General features: G+C 70.3%; 15 protein-coding genes. 8 read left to right on the top strand and 7 right to left on the bottom strand.

Features of this window, described 5'->3' with window-relative positions:
- Positions 1–12: 12 nt before the first annotated feature.
- Positions 13–1,356: an extracellular solute-binding protein gene (locus FHS44_RS09195; protein WP_184713555.1), complete on the bottom strand. Its 1,344-nt coding sequence runs from the start codon at positions 1,354–1,356 to the stop codon at positions 13–15.
- A 280-nt stretch (positions 1,357–1,636) separates the two neighbouring features.
- On the opposite strand from FHS44_RS09195, the gene FHS44_RS09190 reads away from it, so the two are divergent.
- The 3 genes from FHS44_RS09190 to FHS44_RS09180 all read left to right on the top strand — a co-directional run bounded on the left by FHS44_RS09190 (position 1,637) and on the right by FHS44_RS09180 (position 5,045).
- Positions 1,637–2,845, top strand: coding sequence for an ROK family protein (locus FHS44_RS09190; protein ID WP_221460617.1), 1,209 nt, complete (start codon positions 1,637–1,639; stop codon positions 2,843–2,845).
- 138 nt (positions 2,846–2,983) lie between these two features.
- Positions 2,984–4,210, top strand: a complete 1,227-nt coding sequence (locus tag FHS44_RS09185; RefSeq protein WP_184713553.1) for an ROK family protein — start codon at positions 2,984–2,986, stop codon at positions 4,208–4,210.
- A gap of 598 nt (positions 4,211–4,808) precedes the next feature.
- Complete coding sequence (locus tag FHS44_RS09180; protein ID WP_184713552.1) at positions 4,809–5,045, top strand: hypothetical protein; 237 nt, start codon at positions 4,809–4,811, stop codon at positions 5,043–5,045.
- 166 nt (positions 5,046–5,211) lie between these two features.
- On the opposite strand, the gene FHS44_RS09175 is transcribed toward FHS44_RS09180, so the two are convergent.
- Positions 5,212–5,547, bottom strand: coding sequence for a hypothetical protein (locus FHS44_RS09175; RefSeq protein ID WP_184713551.1), 336 nt, complete (start codon positions 5,545–5,547; stop codon positions 5,212–5,214).
- Between the two features lie 66 nt (positions 5,548–5,613).
- On the opposite strand from FHS44_RS09175, the gene FHS44_RS09170 reads away from it, so the two are divergent.
- Together FHS44_RS09170 and FHS44_RS09165 are read left to right on the top strand one after the other, a co-directional pair.
- Positions 5,614–6,726 carry an SGNH/GDSL hydrolase family protein gene (locus tag FHS44_RS09170; RefSeq protein ID WP_184713550.1) on the top strand — a complete coding sequence of 371 codons (1,113 nt, stop codon included), beginning with the start codon at positions 5,614–5,616 and terminating at the stop codon, positions 6,724–6,726.
- A gap of 93 nt (positions 6,727–6,819) precedes the next feature.
- Positions 6,820–7,293 carry a hypothetical protein gene (locus FHS44_RS09165; RefSeq protein ID WP_184713549.1) on the top strand — a complete coding sequence of 158 codons (474 nt, stop codon included), beginning with the start codon at positions 6,820–6,822 and terminating at the stop codon, positions 7,291–7,293.
- A 17-nt stretch (positions 7,294–7,310) separates the two neighbouring features.
- Here FHS44_RS09165 and FHS44_RS09160 read toward each other — a convergent pair whose 3' ends face one another.
- Together FHS44_RS09160 and FHS44_RS09155 are read right to left on the bottom strand one after the other, a co-directional pair.
- Entirely contained in the window at positions 7,311–8,534 is a 1,224-nt protein-coding gene (locus tag FHS44_RS09160; RefSeq protein WP_184713548.1) for a serine hydrolase domain-containing protein, read from the bottom strand.
- A gap of 137 nt (positions 8,535–8,671) precedes the next feature.
- Positions 8,672–10,075 carry an MFS transporter gene (locus FHS44_RS09155; protein WP_184713547.1) on the bottom strand — a complete coding sequence of 468 codons (1,404 nt, stop codon included), beginning with the start codon at positions 10,073–10,075 and terminating at the stop codon, positions 8,672–8,674.
- A 78-nt stretch (positions 10,076–10,153) separates the two neighbouring features.
- Here FHS44_RS09155 and FHS44_RS09150 point away from each other — a divergent pair, with 78 nt between their 5' ends.
- Both FHS44_RS09150 and FHS44_RS09145 read left to right on the top strand, forming a co-directional pair.
- Entirely contained in the window at positions 10,154–10,723 is a 570-nt protein-coding gene (locus FHS44_RS09150) for a TetR/AcrR family transcriptional regulator (protein ID WP_184713546.1), read from the top strand.
- A gap of 49 nt (positions 10,724–10,772) precedes the next feature.
- Positions 10,773–10,922 (top strand): hypothetical protein, encoded by a 150-nt coding sequence (locus tag FHS44_RS09145; RefSeq protein WP_184713545.1) that lies wholly within the window; start codon positions 10,773–10,775, stop codon positions 10,920–10,922.
- Here the strand turns inward: FHS44_RS09145 and FHS44_RS09140 are convergent.
- Positions 10,912–12,441, bottom strand: coding sequence for an alpha/beta hydrolase (locus FHS44_RS09140; RefSeq protein ID WP_184713544.1), 1,530 nt, complete (start codon positions 12,439–12,441; stop codon positions 10,912–10,914). The genes FHS44_RS09145 and FHS44_RS09140 overlap by 11 nt on opposite strands.
- A gap of 1,058 nt (positions 12,442–13,499) precedes the next feature.
- Here FHS44_RS09140 and FHS44_RS09135 point away from each other — a divergent pair.
- Positions 13,500–14,375 carry a methyltransferase domain-containing protein gene (locus tag FHS44_RS09135; protein ID WP_184713543.1) on the top strand — a complete coding sequence of 292 codons (876 nt, stop codon included), beginning with the start codon at positions 13,500–13,502 and terminating at the stop codon, positions 14,373–14,375.
- A 170-nt stretch (positions 14,376–14,545) separates the two neighbouring features.
- On the opposite strand, the gene FHS44_RS09130 is transcribed toward FHS44_RS09135, so the two are convergent.
- Together FHS44_RS09130 and FHS44_RS09125 are read right to left on the bottom strand one after the other, a co-directional pair.
- The gene (locus tag FHS44_RS09130; protein WP_184713542.1) at positions 14,546–15,361 is read right to left on the bottom strand and encodes an alpha/beta fold hydrolase; all 816 of its coding nucleotides are present in this window, start codon (positions 15,359–15,361) and stop codon (positions 14,546–14,548) included.
- Between the two features lie 116 nt (positions 15,362–15,477).
- Positions 15,478–16,971 carry a carboxylesterase/lipase family protein gene (locus FHS44_RS09125; RefSeq protein WP_184713541.1) on the bottom strand — a complete coding sequence of 498 codons (1,494 nt, stop codon included), beginning with the start codon at positions 16,969–16,971 and terminating at the stop codon, positions 15,478–15,480.
- Positions 16,972–17,033 lie beyond the last annotated feature (62 nt).

Below are 17,033 nucleotides of genomic sequence, written 5' to 3'. Positions count from 1 at the left end.
CGGTGTCACGGGTCAGCCGCCGTTGCCCTGCGTCGCCGCGGTCTGGATCTGGTCCAGAACCGACTTGGTGTCCGTCCCCGGGGTCAGCGCGGTGCCGAGTTGTGCCTCAAGGGTGCCCTGTGCCTTCGGGAAGGCGGGGTCGGTCGACGGGTAGAACTTCGCGATCGGCAGCAGATCCAGGTACGGCGCGAAATCGGGGTCGTCCTTCAGGGCGGTGGACGCCGTCTGCGTGGTCGGCAGGAACCCCTGACTTGTCAGGAAACGCACGTAGTTGTCGGTCTGGTAGAAGAAGTTCAGGAACTTCGACACGGCCTCGGTGTTGCCCGGGTTCTTGAACGACACCAGGTAGTCCTGCACGCCCAGGGTGAACGGCTCGGTGCCGTTGTTCACCGGGATGGGGGCGATGCCGTAGTTGACGGTGGAGTTCCACTGCTTGAACAGGCTGGGAGCGAAGCTGGCACCCATGATCATGCCGGTCTGGCCGTTGGCGAACGGCCGGAAGACGCCATCGGTACGGTTCGTCTGGCCCGGGTTGGCCTGCGTCACCTTGTAGACGTTGGCGAGGCAGCTCAGGAAGTTCAGGCTCTGGACGTTCCGCTCGCTGTTGACGCTCCACTGGTCGTTCGACTTCCAGTCGCCGCCGTTGGACCACATCCACAGCGACCACTCGCCCTGGTTCTCCTCACCGCCCAGCGGCAGACCGTATCCGGTGTATCCGGCCTCCTTGATCTTCTTCGCGGAGGCCACCAGCTCGGCCCAGGTGGCCGGGGGCTTGTCGATCCCCACCTTGGCGAAGATGTCCTTGTTGTAGAACAGGGCGCGGGTGCTGGCGATCAGCGGCAGGCCGTACTGGCTGCCCTGGTAGTAGCTGTTCTTCTTGAACGACGGGATGAAGTCGTTCCCGACCGTCGGGGTGACCAGCGAGTCGACCGGCTGGAGCAGCCCGTTCGCGGCCCAACCGGAGAACTTGTTCTGGTTGAGGATGTCCGGATACTGCTTGGTCTGGATCATCGTGCTGACCTGCTGGTCGATGTTGTTCCAGTCGATGATCCGGATGTTGACCTTGTATCCGGGGTTGGCCGCCTCGAACTTGCCGGCGAGGTCCTTCCAGTACGCCTCGGTTGTCCCGGTGTAGGCCCCGCCGACGAAGCTGATGGTCTTGCTGCTCGTCGTGGTCCTGGGCAGTCCGGTTTCGAGCGACGCCTGCTGGACGTTGAGGCTCTGGCCGCCTCCGCCCGGCCGGTTCGGCGACGCGCCGGCCGCCGTCCCGCTTGTGATCTTGTCGCAGCTCGTCTGGTCAAGGGTGGTTCCCGAGGCGGAGGGACCACCCGCCGCGCAACTCGTGGCTGTCAGCACCGTGCAGACGCTCAACAGCGAGAACAGCTGAGCCCTACGCCTTACTTCCATGTCGCACCGTTTCCTGCTTGAAGCTCTACCTCGCCGGGGGTGGGTCAGAGTCGCGAGGTTAGTTAAGGGTAACTACATACCTAGTGCTGTCAATAGGTTTCGGTCCGCAACATTTTGGGGTTTGTGCTCCAACGTCTCGGGTCGATCACCCAACTTGCCAGGTCATCGTCATCCGTGCTCAAATCAGTATGTAAAGAGCCCATACATACTCGGTGAGGACGGCAGCGCGGTGTGGCCACCTAGCACGACCCCCCGGCCCGGGCAGCCGACCGTCCTGATGACCTCGGTCAAAGCCGGGCGCGTCAATCAGGGCCGGATACTGCAGGCGCTCCAGGACCTGGGGCCGCTGTCCCGCGCCGACCTGGCCCGGTTGTCCGGGGTCAGCCGGGCCACCATCGGGTCGATCGTGCAGCCCCTCCTTGAGAGCGGCCTGCTCGCGGAGGGCGAACCGCAACGCGGCGCCACCCCCGGCGGCAAACCGGCCCGGCCGCTGTGGTTCGCCCCGGACAGTCCACCGCTGGCCGCCGTACACCTGGTGCCCGGCTGGGTGAAGGCCGCACTGGTGAGCGCCGACGGCAGAATGCTGGCCACCTCAAGCGGACGCTTCCTGGTCACCGCCCCCGCCGCCACGGTGGTCGACTGCGTGGTCGACCAGCTCAACACGGTCCTGGCGGGAAGTACGGCCCGGGCCCTCGGCGTGGGCATCGCGGTCGGCGGCATCGTCGAATCGACAAGCGGAACCATCGTTGCCTGCAACCTGATGCCGGAGCTTTCCGGCCTTCCGCTCGGGCCCCTGGTCTCCGAGCGGGTCGGCCTGCCGGTCCACCTCGATCTGCATCCCCGGGCCCAGGCCGTGGGCGACCGCTGGTCCGGCCCCGGCCGGGGCGAACAGTCCTTCGCGTCCATCTACATCGGCGAGGCGATCGGCGCGGGACTGTTCCTCAACGGCGCCATCCACTGCGGACCTGCCGGAGCGGGCGGCGAGATCGGGCACACCACCGTCGACATCAGCGGACGAACCTGCCGATGCGGCCAACGCGGCTGCTGGGAGACCATCGCCACCCGCGACTGGCTGCGCGAGGAGGCCGCCCGGCTGCACCTACCGGCCGCGCAGGCGATGACCACGGCTCTGCTGGCCGACCTGTCGGCCGCGGGCAACGCCGACGCCAAGGAGCTGTTCGAGCAGTACGCCCGCAACCTCGCCCTCGGCGTGGTGAACCTGCAGCAGGTCCTCGCCCCGGGCCTGTTCATCCTGCACGGCGACGTGATCGCCGGTGGTGAGGCGCTGCGCGGCCGCGTCGAACGGCAGGCACGCAGCTACCTTCCGACGCGGTCCGTGGCCGAACCGCAGATCACCTTCGGCTCCGCCCACGACCGCACCACCCTGCTCGGCGCGGCCGGTCTGGTGCTGTCCCGATCCTTCCCGCTCGTCGGCTGAGCCGACGCCCAGAGGAGGACGACATGCCACGCGACGATCGCCGGAACGACCCGTATATTGCGGTAGGAAAAAGATCACGCGCAACCACGCCCGCTCTGGGCGCCTGGATGTTCCGTCTTGATCGGGAGGGACTGTAGCGTGCAATCGGAGTGGACGCGCCCGGAGGCGACGGCCCCGCCGCCCCGGCCTCACTCGCCGCTGATCTCCCCGAACACGGTCAGCCAGGTGAACCGCGCCCGGGTGCTGCAGGCGCTCTACGACGTCGGCCCGCTGTCCCGCGCCGACCTGGCCCGGCTCACCGAGGTCAGCCGGGCAACGATCGGCTCCATCGTGCAGCCGATGATCGACAGCGAGATGCTGGCCGAGGGCGATCCCCAGCCCAGCAGCGCGGCCGGTGGCAAACCGTCGCGCCCGCTGTGGTTCTCCCCCAACAGCCCACCCATCGCCGCCGTCCACCTGCTGCCCGGACACGTCGAGACCGCGCTCGTCAGCGCGGGCGGCACGATCCTGACCACGGCGAGCCGCGAGTATCCAGCGGACACCCGCGACGCCGACCTGGTCGTCGACGCGGTCGCCGACGCGTTGGACGAACTGTTCGCCCCGAACCGACCGGCCGCCCTCGGCGTGGGCATCGCGGTCGGCGGCATGGTCAACACCGACAGCGGCACCATCGTGCAGGTCAACCTAGCACCCGGTCTGGCGGGCCTGCCGATCGGCCCGCTCATCGCCGACCGCACCGGCCTGCCCGTCTACGTCGACCTGCACCCGCGCGTCCAGGCTCTCGGCGACCGTTGGTTCGGGCAGGGACGCGGGCTGTCCACCTTCGCCTCGCTCTACGCCGGAGAGGCACTCGGCGTGGGACTGGTGCTGAACGGTTCGGTGCACCGCGGGCCGGGCGGCGCGGGCGGCGAGATCGGGCACAGCATCGTGCAGGTCGACGGCCTGCCCTGCCGCTGCGGCCAGCGCGGCTGCTGGGAGACCATCGCCACCCACCGCTGGCTGCGCGACGAGGCGGCCCGGCTCAACCTGCCCTCGGCGTCCACCCTGACGGTCGGACCGCTGACCCGCCTCGCCGCCAAGGGCCACCCCGGGGCGGCCCAGCTGTTCGACCGGTACGTCGACAACCTCGCCGTCGGCATCACGAACATCCAGCAGCTCCTCGCCCCCGGACTGTTCATCCTGCACGGCGACGTGGTCGCGGGCGGCGAAGCACTGCGCGGCAAGATCGAGTGGCGGGTACGGCAACGCACCGCCGCCCATCCGGGCAGCCAGCCGCAGATCGCGTTCTCCGCCCTCCACGACGACTCCACCCTCCTCGGCGCCGCCGGCCTCGTCCTCTCCCACTTCCTCCAACTCACCCCCTGAGCCCGCCAGGCAGCCGATTCCGTTCGCCTTCGCGCCCGCACCTGCTCTTCTCCGACGCGTAGCGCCGGGTCAGGTGCTACGCGGCATAGCCGCTGACGTGGCGGGGCCGTACCGGCACTCCCGCCTGGGTGAGCGCTTGGACGAAGACCACGGTGAAGCCCGCCTCGCGGGCGGCGACGTCAGCGGTGGTCCCTTTTCGAGGAGGCGTACGGCGTGCTCCAGCTACAGGGCGTTCCTGACGACCTACACATCGATGACGACAAGGGCGGTGGACGGGGCCCTGGTAGCCGATCCCACTGGCGAGGTGATGGCCCGGTTGTTCTCGACGTGCGGGATGTTTCTGACGATCTGCGCGCGAGTTCGGGGAGGGAGGTGATGCCTCCGGGACGCCTCCCGTCAGTCTGGCGGCGGACGGGGGGCGTTCCGGAGGCATCACCTGGTCAGGTTGCGGGTCGATCCGGTCAGTCCGTAACCGGCCTTTGCGCCTTATTGCCTGCTCAGGGGCCTGGTGGTGAGGAAGTGCGTCGTGGTCGTCATTCGCGTCTGCACCGTTCTCGCGGGCAGGATGAGCCCTTCGCCACGAAAGGATCCTCTCAATATGAAGCGTCTTGTCGTCCGTCGCCTCGCCGCCGTCGGCGCCACCACTGCCGCGATCGTGACCGGTCTGGTGATCAGCGCCGGGCCTGCGCTCGCCTGGGGCACCGCGATCAAGCTCTACCCCAACACCGCAGCCGGCTGGCGCTCCTGCCAGATCGACCTGAAGCTGGCCCCCTCCAACTACCGGTGCGTCGAGTGGACCGAGGGCAAGGTCGCCCTCTGGCGTCCCAACAACTGACCGGCACCGGAACACCCCAGCCCCCGCGCCGTCGATGGCGCGGGGGCGCCGGTCGGCCCGTGCACGACATGCGACGCGACCTGATCGACGCCGTAGACCTTGAACGAAGGCACCAGCGCCTTGTCGCCGTGAAGAGGCCGCGCACGACCTGCCCAGACTCTGTCCGTCAAGCCGTGTAGGGCGAGCGGCCAGCGTTACGGCGTGCTGAGGGTGTCGGACAGGCGTCGCAGGCGGGCGCGGTGGTGGCCTGGTCTCCGGCGATCAGGCGCCGGGGGGTCTCCACCAGCACGGCGGTGTAACCGGCGACGAAGAAGGCGGCGAACAGCGGGGCGTCGCCGTCGAAGGCGGGGTCCTGTTCGAGCCCGTCGGCGAGGGGCCGCTGGAGGTCGGAGGAAATTTCCCTGGCGCGGGCGACGAGCGCGGGCGAGGCCGCGACGGTCTGGAAGAACCTTGAGGCAGGACAGGGCGTGCCGTTGATCGAGCAGGCCGAACGCCATGTCACACAGGGACCGGAGCACTCCGGCATCCGGGCGGCGATCGTCTTCGACCACGACAGGGAGCACACCGTATGACCCACCACATCCGCCTGCCCGACGACCGGGTCGCGATCCTCGGCGCGCTCGATCTGGAACGCACCCCGGACGGGATCCGGCCACGACGGCTCCCTGCCTGGACCCGGCCACGCCTGCACGACGGCTGGATGGACCTGGTCGTCTCGCATGCGGCCGGGGTCCGCCTGCGCCTGCGCACGGCAGCGCGGTCGCTGGCCCTTGGCGTACACGTCACCGTGCCGAAAATGGGCGCGGGCCCGCTGTCGGCGTCGTTCGACCTCGCCATCGACGGCACCGTGCTCGCCCGCGTACCGGCCACGGCCGGAGACGCGCTGAGCCTCACCGTCAACCTCGCCAACGCGCGGCTGATTCCGGGACCTCCCGAGACCGTGCGCTTCGACGACCTGTCCGAGGGAGAGAAGGACGTCGAGATCTGGTTGCCGCACAGCGCGGCGGTCGAGCTGCGCACGCTTGACTCCGATGCGCCGCTGCTCGCCCCGACCCCGCCGCCCGGCGTGGCGTGGGTGCACTACGGCTCGTCGGTCAGCCACGGCCCGGAGGCGCCCGCCCCGACCCTGACCTGGCCTGCCGTCGCCGCTCTGACGACCGGTGCCGCGCTGACCAACCTCGGATTCGGTGGCAACGCCATGCTCGATCCGGAGGTCGCCCGCGCCATCCGGGACACCCCGGCCGACCTGATCACGCTCAAGGTCGGGATCAACATCGTCGGGCGGGCGTCGATGCGGGAGCGCACCTTCGTCCCCGCCGTGCACGGCTTCCTCGACACGATCCGCGAAGGCCATCCGGACACTCCGATCGTGCTCGTCTCACCGACCCCCTTCGCCGAACTGGAGACCAAGGCCGGACCCACAGCGCCCGACCCGGAGACCGGACGCCAACGCGCCCTGGGGTCTCCGGGCGCCGGAGCGCTGACCCTGACGGGCGTCCGCACGCTGCTCGCCAAGGTCGTCGGCGTCCGGGCCGACCCGGCGCTGCGCTACCTCGACGGGCGCGAGCTCCTCGGGCCGGACGAGGCCAGGGCGCTGCCCGACGGCCTGCACCCCGACCCGGCGGCGCACCTGCTGATGGGCGAACGAGCCGCCCGGCTGCTCCTGGGGCCCTATCTGTGACCGACGCCGTTCAGGGGCGGGGTGTTCTCGTGGCCGGTCGGATCGGGGCGTGTAGGTTCCTGCTCCATGGCACGGTTTCCGTACGGTCCGCTCGTGATCGGGCCACTGGTCGCGATCGCGGTGCTGGGCGTCACCGCGGCGGGATGCTCAGCCGACGGCGCCGCGGACTCGCGGAACCCTTCGGGGAGAGGTACTCCGACCGAAGAGAGCCTGGCTCTGTCCGCGGGAGTGTGGACGGAGACGAACGTTGGGGGCGCCGAGATGACCAGGGTCGTCGCGGTCGCGCCCGGCGAGGCGTGGGCGGTGGGTACCGACGGTGAGGTCGTCAGCCCATACGGCGGCGGCCTGTGGCACTGGGACGGACACGGATGGCGCTCCACCCGCCCGCCGGTGGGCCTGCGGTACCCCGAGGTCGTCTCCGGAACGTCCGCGACCAACGTCTGGGTCTTCGATCGGGACGGGGACGCGTGGCACTGGGACGGCCGCCGGTGGTCAAGCCGGGGAAGACCGCCCTGGCCGCGCTCGGCCTTCGAGGACAGCAGGGGATGGATCTGGATGAGGCGCTGAGGAGGGCCGGGACGCCACTACCTCGCGGCAGCGGCGTGCCGTACGGCTCCGATCGGTGGCAGAGCACGTCTTGCTGCTGTGGATGGGCAGAAGACGGTCTCCACGGCCTTGAACATGCCTTCGGCCGGGCCGTTGATGTCCTTGACGCTCAGGGTGGTCGACATCGAGAGCTGGCGGCTGCCGTCCTTCGTGTAGAAGGTCATGGCGAGGTAGCCGGCGGTGCTCCCGCCCGTGAAGAAGCCGTCGAGTTCGCCGTCGCAGAAGGCGGGGCCGCCTCCACCCGGCGGCGGGTCGTTGGGCAGCCGGTCGGTCAGGACCCGCTGGAGTTCCGGCGGCAGCAGTTTGCCCTGGGAGAACGCCCGCCTGAAGACGCTCACGTCGTGCGCGGTGGAGACCACCCCTCCGGCCGCCCCGCCGAAACTGGCGTTGAACCGGTCCACGTCGCGCAGCCTGCCGTTGGCGTCGGGATAGTAGCCGTGGCCGTGCGGCCCCCTGATGCCCTCCGGTGGTTTGACGGGAAGGTGGGTCCTGGTCATCCCGAGCGGGCCGAACAGGTGTCTGTGCAGCTCAGTGGCCAGGCCGTGGCCGGTCACCCTCTCGACGACCATGCCGAGGAGGGTGTAGTTGGTGTTGGAGTAGGAGTACTTCTCGCCCGGCTCCCCGGTCCTGGGCCGGTCGCGGCTCCACCTCACCAGGTCGAGCGGCCGGTAGTGGGTGGTGAAGTCGAACACGTCGAACGAGATGTCCCCCTCGCTCCCGTCCGGGTTCGGCTCCTTGGCGTACCAGTCGGGAATGCCGGAGGTGTGCCGGAGCATCTGCCGTACCGTGATCTCGTCGGCCCGCGCGACCAGATCCTCGCTCACCACCACCGGCAGCAGGTGGCCGAGCTTGTCGTCCACGCCCAGCCTGCCCTCCTCGACCAGTCGCAGCACCACGGTGGCCACCATCTCCTTGGTCTGCGACCCGATCCTGAAGCGAGCGTTCGCGGGGATCGCCCCTCCCCCGCCGTTCAGCAACCGGGTGCCCGCGCTGCCCAGCCCGATGGATCTCCCATCGACGTAGGCCCCGCCGACCGCCCCCACGACCCCGGGAACCCTGGCCAGTTCCTCCATCGCCCTCTGCACGTTCCCGGCCTGCGCTGGGGCGGCGACGGCAGGCCCGGCGCAGGCCATCATCAGCGCGGCGGCACCGGCGGTGACCCGCGACGGCGAACGCCAGCCCCGGTTCCCGTCGTCAGTCATGCTTCTCCTTCTCCGCGATCATCCTCGCCGTGGCCCTCTGTCCGACGGCCACCGGTCGACCTCGTCCACTGTCGATCGGCCGTGTCCTCGCCTCGTCCGCGCCGCGTCATGGTTGCGTCACGGCCGCGCCGGGTGGTTCACGACGTGGACCGACCGGGAGAAGCTGTCAGCGACGGCTCGCTGACCGTTCGGTCCTGGTTTGTGGCGGTCAACCACAGACCGGTGAGTACGGCGCAGCCCAGCGTCACGACACCCGCCGCGAGGAAGGCGATGTTGAGACCGGACTCGAAGGAGGCGCCACCGGACTCCCGTGTGTGGACGATCGCCCCGAGCACCGCCACGCCGAGCACCGCGCCGATCTGCCGGGTGGTGCTGCTGACGCCCGAGGCGAGACCGCCCTCCTGCGGGCTGACCGCCTGGATGGCGGCCCCGGTCAGCGGCGACATGGTGAGGGCGAACCCGATGCCGACGACCGCCAGCCGCCACCACACGTTCCCGTAGCCGGTGTCGGCGTGGACGAAGCCCAGCGCCAGCAGCCCCAGCCCGGCCAGTGCCAGGCCGATGCTGACGACGGCGCGGAAGCCGTACCTGGCCGCGAACCGGCCCGCGTAGGGGCTGACGATCACCATGGCCAGTGAGGCGGGCAGGGTCCGCAGCCCGGCGACCAGGATCGACGTGCCCTGGACGTAGACGAAGAACTGGGAGAAGAAGAACGACGACCCCATCAGCGCGAACCCGACCACGACCATCGCCGTGTTGGACACCGTGAACAGCCGCTGACGGAACAGCCGGAGCGGCAGCATCGGCGTCGGCACCCGGCTCTCGACCACGACGAACGCGGCCAGGAGCACCAGCCCGGCGGCGAAACCGCCCAGGATCACCGGCGAGGTCCAGCCTCGGGAACCGCCCTCGATCAGGCCGTAGGTCACGGCGCCCACGCCCGCGACGGACAGGACCGTGCCGGGGACGTCGATCGGCGGCGCGCCCGGGTTGCGGGACTCCCCCAGCACGCGCAGCCCGGCCAGCAGCAGGACCGCCCCGATGGGCACGTTGACCAGGAAGATGGCGGGCCAGCCGAAGGACTCCACCAGGATCCCGCCCGCCAGCGGTCCGGCGGCCAGACCGATGCCGCTGAACCCGGCCCACAACCCGATAGCTCTGACACGCTCCTTCGGGGCGGGGTACGCGGCGGCGAGCAGCGCCAGTGAGGCGGGACTCAGCGCTGCGGCCCCGACGCCCTGCAGGACCCGTCCGGCGATCAGCCAGCCGATCGAGGGCGCGAACGAACACACCACCGACGCGGCCGTGAACACCACAACCCCGGCCAGGAACATCCGCCTGCGGCCGAACCTGTCGGCGAAGACGCCGCCCGACAGCAGCAGCATGGCCACCAGCAGCACATAGGCGTCGACGATCCACTGCAGGCCGGTCAGCCCGGTGTGGAGTCGCTGCTGCATGTCGGGCAGGGCGGCGCCGACGATCGTATTGTCGAGCAGCACCATGAACTGACCCGCGCAGGTCAGGGTGAGCAACGCCTTCATACAGATCCCCCTAAAAGCAGTTATCGACTGCGTTAAGACAGACCCTAACGCAGTTCTCAACTGCGTTAGGGTGGGGGCATGGATGAGCAGGGGCGGGCCAGGCGGCCCGGCGGGCGCAGTGCCCGGCTCCGCGCGGCGGTGCACCAGGCCGTCACCGACCTGGTCGGCGAGCGCGGCTACGGAAACTTCACCGTCGGCGAGGTCGCGGCCCGCGCGGGCGTGGCCGACACCAGCGTCTACCGCCGGTGGGGCAACCTCCAGGCCCTGCTCGGCGACGTGCTGCTGACCCGGCTCAACGCGCGGTCGCCGATGCCCGACACCGGGGGCCTGGCAGGCGACCTGCGCGCCTACGCCGCCAACGTGGCTCGCGAGGTCACCGGACCCGACGGCCTGGCGGTGGTACGGCTGGCCGTCGCGCTGTCGGGCGAGGGCCAGCAGGGCCTCCAGGTGCGCGACGCGCTCCTGGCCGACCGCACCAGGCAGTTGCAGGCCATGCTCGACCGTGCCCGCGACCGCGGCGAGGACCCGCCCGACGCCCTGGAGGTGCTGGACCATCTCCTGGCGCCGATCTACATACGCGTCCTGTTCGACACGGGCCCGCTCACCCCTGACTACCTCGACGGGCTGGTCGACCGGCTGCTCGCCTGATCCACACCAGCCGCCCGGACGCGTCCCCGCGACCGACGCCACCCACCTGATGCTGCGCGCCCTCACCTCACGGTGCACCGGCAACCCGACGTACGCGGGTCAGCAGACCAGCGTCCCGGAGGACATGACGGACTGCGCCGCCGTCGGCTCCAGCCGCGACCAGATACGAGCGGCCGAACTCCAGGCGTTCACCCACTGACGAGACGGGGCGCGGGCCAGGTGGGGAGGATGGGCGTCCGAATGTGGGCCGGAGGGGGTTGCGGCAGCCTGGCGGTGAGGCCGGAAACGGCCTCGCAGCGCTTTCCGCGCGGCGGCAGCGTTCGAGAGATCAGGTAGGCGTCGAAGGCGCCGGTGGTGCAGTCGCTCCAGCCGTAGGTGCCGTGGCCCCAGCCCTCGTAGGTGAGCACCCTGGCGTACGGGCCGAGCTGACGGGCGAGGCCGACGGTCCACTCGTAGGGCGCGGCGGGGTCGTGCAACGTGCTGCCCAGCAGGAGCGGAAAGCTGTCACGGACCCGCGTGGGACGCTGGGGATTGGGGATCGGCGTGGGCTGGGCCAGGCAGATGGGCCCCATCGTGGCGGCGAGCGGGCCGTACCTCATGTCGGGCGCGAGCCTGGCCGAGCGGCGCAGGTGGCCTGCGTACTCACCGTAGCCCCGGGCCCGCAGGTCGAAGTCCTGGCACAGGGCCGGGAAGGGGAAGGCGGCCACCTCGCCGTTCTGGTAGGGGGCGAGAACGCCGGGAGGCAAGGCTGCGCCGTTGTCGAGGTCGACCAGCAGTTGCGCGAGGAACTCCCACTGCGGACCGTAGAACCGCAGGTGCGCCTCGCTGATCAGCGAGAGGGCCGTCACCGGAATGTCGGGGAACTCCGGGTTTCGCAGCTCGCCACGGTCGGCCTTGGCCAGCAGCCGGGTCCAGACCGCGCGTACGCCCTGCTCGTGCAACGCGCAGTTTCGCGACCGCGCGCACCAGTTCGCGAACTCGTCGAAGGAGTCCTGGGCGGCGACGGCCTCAGTGTCGAAGAACTCCCTCATGTCCAGGCTGTGATCGACGTTGCTGTCCAGCGCGAGGGCGCGCACCCGGCGCGGGTACATCTCCGCGTACTGCTGACCGAGCAGCGTGCCGTAGGACACGCCGTAGAAGGTCAGCTTCTCCTCGCCCAGGGCCGCCCTGATGGCGTCCAGGTCACGTACCACGTTGAGGGTGTCCACATGGTCGTAGAGCGGACCGGTACGGGCCCGGCAGTCGGCGCGCAGATCGGTGATGGCCACGCGCAGCGCCTCGAACTGGGCCGCGCTCGCCGGGACCAGGTACGGCGTGCGGTCCAGCGCCTCGCCGGAGCAGACGATGGGGTGGCTGCGGGCCACACCACGCGGATCGAAGCCGACGATGTCGAAGCGGCGGTGGAGCTCATCGCTCAGCCAGTTGGGCCTCGCCATGACGAAGTCGACCCCGGAGCCGCCCGGCCCGCCGGGATGGATCAGCAGGGAGCCGACCCTGGCGGCGGGGTCGGTGGCTCTGTGCCGAGCCAGCGCCAGGTCGATCCTCGGCCCGTTCCGCCTGTTCCAGTCGATCGGTACGGACACCGTCCCGCAGTCGAAGCCGGGATCGTCCTGGCAGGGCGCCCAGGCGATGGCCGGGGCGGCGATCCCGGCGGGGGTGGGGAGCAGTAGGGCGATGACGGTGAGGGCGAGGCCCAGCAGGAGAATTCTTCGTCGCACGTGTTCCTCCGAGCGGCGGGGTGTATGCGGGCCCGACCCGATATGGATGAGTTACGTGGATCTTCCATCAAAGGTGCCTGGGTGCCAAAGCTTGCTTTATCGGGAAATATCGCGTTTTTCCTTCGCTTCTGCGTCCCCGTCGTCGAGTCCGGGAGCGTCCGGGCCTCGCAGCGGGCGCCAGACACCCGCCTGCGAGGACGAAGGCGGCGGTCCACCACGTTGAGGCTCTTGTGCTTGAGCAGAGACCAGCCACGCGACGTCCTCGTCCCGGATCTCGTGGCCCTTGACCCGCAACTGGGCCGCGGCGGCATCGATGGAGCGGGTCGCTCACAAAACTGTGGCATTCAGAACCAAGCCAAGCTGGTCCTGAATGCCGTCCCGGTACATGGCACGTTTGCCGTGGCACAGGTCCCGGGCGAGCTTGTGGCGGGACTCTTGCATGGTGACGCCTGGTTCTCCCGACGATCCACAGATCATCTAAAAAGTCGCAGAAACCCCGCACCACCTGAGACGCGAAAGGATCGTTTCGTGGACATCAGCGAATGCAGGAGATCGACAACGGGAAACCGGCGATGATCGAGGTCGTGTTCCGCACCGAGGACGTCCCGCACCCGAGCGGTTCGTCATGTGGCACGAGATGGCGGCCCAATCCCTGGTGCCCACCCTGGCGCGCAGCGATCACGAGGCCGACTTCCGCGCCGTCTACGGCCTCTCTCTCCCCCGCCGAACACCGCTCGTCGTGCGGACCGTAACGAGATCATGACCGGCCGCCTCGGGGAAGACCTCTGCCTTCCGCCCGCCGTACGGTGGCCTAGAAGCTGTCAACAAGCAGTTCCCATGCATCAGCTGGCGGCACCCCTGCGTCCAGCGGTGGTCGTCGCGCCAGTCATCGCTTACGCGGTGGCGTCATAAACCCTGCCGATGCGCACGTAGTAGGCATTGCCATCGCCGTTCAGGTCGGCCATGGTCAATCCGACTGGGACGCGTGGGGTTCAGGCTTTATGAGATATTCCTCCCCCGTGGTGGCGCCGGTGGTCTGGGGAGGTGACCATGTAGTGATGACCTCCTCACCCCGCCCGCCACACATCGGTGACCGATCGAATCCGACAGGCGGGACTACCGCGCTCGGTGGAGAGCCCGCTCCCGCCCGCGGATACCTGCTGGACAACGCGCGCGCCGAGGCGGGCGAGCGGTTCGTCTGGCTGGCCGAGCTGTTCGACGATGTGACGCGGGGGCACTTCGACCGGCTGGGGGTCAGGGCTGGCTCGCGCTGCTGGGAGGTGGGGGCCGGGGGTCGCAGTATTCCGGAGGCGCTCGCGGCGGCCGTCGGTCCGACCGGGTACGTGCTGGCTACGGACATCGACCCGTCGTGGCTGAAGACAGGCGACGGGTACGAGGTGCTCCGGCACGACGTCGCCGCTGATCCGCCCCCGGAGCCGGGGACGTTCGATCTGGTGCACGCCCGGCTCGTGCTGGTCCATGTACCCGACCGGGCTCGGGCGTTGGCCACGATGGTGGCGGCGCTGCGGCCCGGCGGCTGGCTGCTGGTCGAGGACGCCGATACCGCTCTGCAGCCGCTGGCGTGCCTGGACGACAACGGCCCGGCGCAGCGGCGGGCCAATCGGCTGCGCGACGCGGTCCGGGAGCTGCTGACGCGCCGCGGCGCGAACCTGCGCTACGGCCGGACGCTGCCAGGGGCCCTGCGTGAGGCGGGCTTGGTAGATGTCGCCGCGGCGGGCTCCTTCCCGGTCGGCGGGCTGGCCTGCGACCGGCTGGAGGCGGCGACCATCCGGCACGTACGCGGCGAACTGCTCGCGGCCGGTCTGGCCGACGACGCCGAGCTCGACGCGCACCTGGCCGCCATCCACGCGGGCGAACTCGACCTGACACTCGCGCCACTGATCTCGGCCTGGGGACGCCGTCCGGCCGAATAGCCGTCGGCTACGGATCCAGGCGTTGGAGGAGATTTTCGGGCCACACCGCGTTCCGGCGAGGAAACGTGCGCGAGCCTGCTCCCGGCTACCGCGCCGCCGACGGCCCTGGCCTGACATCCGGCGACCAGGTCCTGGTCGCGGACGAGCTTGGCTGAACCGGTGTGGCCCGTTCAGGCGGCGGACCAGAGGGCGGTGAGCAGTGCGTTCAGCCGTTCCGGTGCCTCGACGTGTGGGTAGTGGGCGCTGCCCGGCACCCGCTCGTGCCGGGCGCCGATCCGCTCGGCCGTGACGCGTGCGCAGGCCATGAGAGGGACGCCGCCGCGCTCCCGGTACGGCCCGGGGGCGTCCTCCCAGGTGCCCGAGACGACCAGTTTGGGGAAGGTCGCCGCCCGCAGCGCCGGTAGCGGAAGGCCCGCCTCCCAGCAAACGCGTTCGCGCAGCGCCGTGGCGGCCGCGCGCGACCGCCGATCGTCCGTCCCGGGCTCCGGCATGCCGGACGAGTCGGCGGCGGCCCGCAGCCACTCCTCGGGCGTCAGGTCGGGAAGGGCGGCGTAGGCGGCGCGGTTGGCGCGCAGCGCCTCGGCCACGTCGGGGTGGTCGGCGGCGGCCTGGTAGCAGCCTGGCTCGATCAGGGTGAGCGAGCGCACCGCCTCCGGCCTGCGCGCCGCCGCGATCATGGCTCCGACGGCGCCGTAGGAGTGGCCGACCAGGTGCGCGCCCGCCCCGAGGAGTTCGGCGACGTCGTCGGCGTCGGCCAGGTAGTCGCCGGGGAACCTGTCCCCGGCGTCCGGGCTGCCGCCGCAGCCCCGGCGGTCCATCAGGAGCAGCCGGAACCGGTCAGCCAGCGGGCGTTGCGCCGCGAACCCGTACACCGGGTCGTCGCCCCAGCTCGTGGAGCCGTGCACGAAGACCACCGGCGGCCCGGACTCAGGACCGAGCGCGGTCACGTGCACGTCGCCCGGCAGCGGGCCGTTCGCGCGGAACATCGGGGTAAGCCTCCTTGAACGTCGTTTGATACACCGGAGCCCCGCGACCGCGGCGTTCCTGACCGCGCGTTGAGCAGGTCGAGCCGGAACGCTTCTCCTTCTGCGGTGGCTCCGCCCTACGAGAGATCGAAGGGGGCGGGGAAGTGGCCTTCCCAGATCCGGCGGGAGGCATGCTCGGGGTAGGGCAGGGTCTCCGACTCGGCGTCCAGGACGCGGGTGAGCCGCTGGTCGGGTTGGTAGTCGGCCCATCCGGCGTCGCCGGTGGTGACGAAGCGGATCCATGTCTCCTTGAACTCGTGGGCGAGCGCGACGGCCTCGGGGGTGGGCTCGTCGCCGATGAGCTGCGTGCCGACGGGGCTGTCCAGCGTGCCGAACGCCAGGGGGACGTCGAGACTGTGGCAGGCGCCCAGGGCACCGCCGAGGACCGGGGCGGTCCAGCACAGTTCGAACAGGTACGAGGTGCCACCGGCTGCGGCGTTCGCCTCGGCCAGCTTCTGTGACGGCATGCGAAAGAGGGCGTCGGAGTACACCGTCTCCACCAGCTCCTCCGGGGTGGCCTGCGGAAACGCGGCACGGTACGCCTGCGCGCCGTACGGCCGGGGGGCGAGTAGTTCCAAGGCCGTGCGGGCGTCCTGCTCGGTGAAGGTGCCCTGCCGTCCGCTCATGACGCTGAAGAGCCGGAACTCGTCCCGGACGTGGCCGACGAGCAGCTCGGTCCCGTCCGCGCGCGCACCGGTCAACGCGGTCCAGGGCGTTTCGGGAAGCACCTCGCCGTCGACGACGGGGCACAGGGCGGTTCCGGTCCCCGTGATAGCTCCCCAGCTCTCCCGGTGAGCATGGAGACCGGCGTTGAAGGAGGTGAGCTCTGCGGCCAGGTGCCAGGGGTCGATGTCGCGCAAGGCCGCAGCGGTGGGGGCCGCCGCGCCGAGCCGGTCCGCGAACGCGGCGGTGACCTGCCGTGCCAGCGCGGGGGTGCTGTGCAGCCCCGGCACCGAGTGGGCGATGGCCCGCCGGAACAGGCCGCGCGCCTGCTTCATCGTCAGGAGGGCGGCGACCGACCCGGCCCCGGCGGACTGTCCGGCCACGGTGACGTGGTCGGGGTCGCCTCCAAAAGCGGCGATGTTCCGCCGCACCCACTCCAGCGCCGCGATCTGGTCGAGGAATCCGCGGTTGGGCGGCGCGTCGTCGAGGAACGCGAAGCCCTCCGCGCCCACGCGGCAGTTGACGGTCACCACGACGAGTCCCGCCTCGGCCAGCGCCGCCGGATCGTACATCGGGTCGCTCGACATCGCCGAGATGTAGCCGCCCACGGGGATCCACACCAGCACCGGCAGCCCGGCCGCGCCCGGATCCGGAGTGCCGACGTTGAGCGTCAGCCAGTCCGTGCCCTGCGGCGGACCCACGTCGATCGACAGGGACAGCGGCACCACGGGACCGAACTCCGCCGCCTGCCTCGTCCCCTCCCAGCGGTGCGGCGGGGCGGGCGCGGCGAAACGGAGTGCTCCCACCGGGGGCTGGGCGTAGGGGATGCCGCGGAACACCGCGTGCCCCTGCCGCCAGAGGCCCTGCACCACACCTTCCGTGGTCCGCACCCTTGGCTGTTCAGGCATGACGCTTCCTTCCTCAGGTGGACTCCAGTTTTGTAAGTCAGTTGTATTATGTCAACTGTATT

The organism is Streptosporangium saharense, assembly GCF_014203715.1.
Lineage (GTDB): Bacteria > Actinomycetota > Actinomycetes > Streptosporangiales > Streptosporangiaceae > Streptosporangium > Streptosporangium saharense.
Note: the sequence above shows the minus strand (reverse complement) of the source record. Positions and strands in the feature narration are given on the sequence as shown.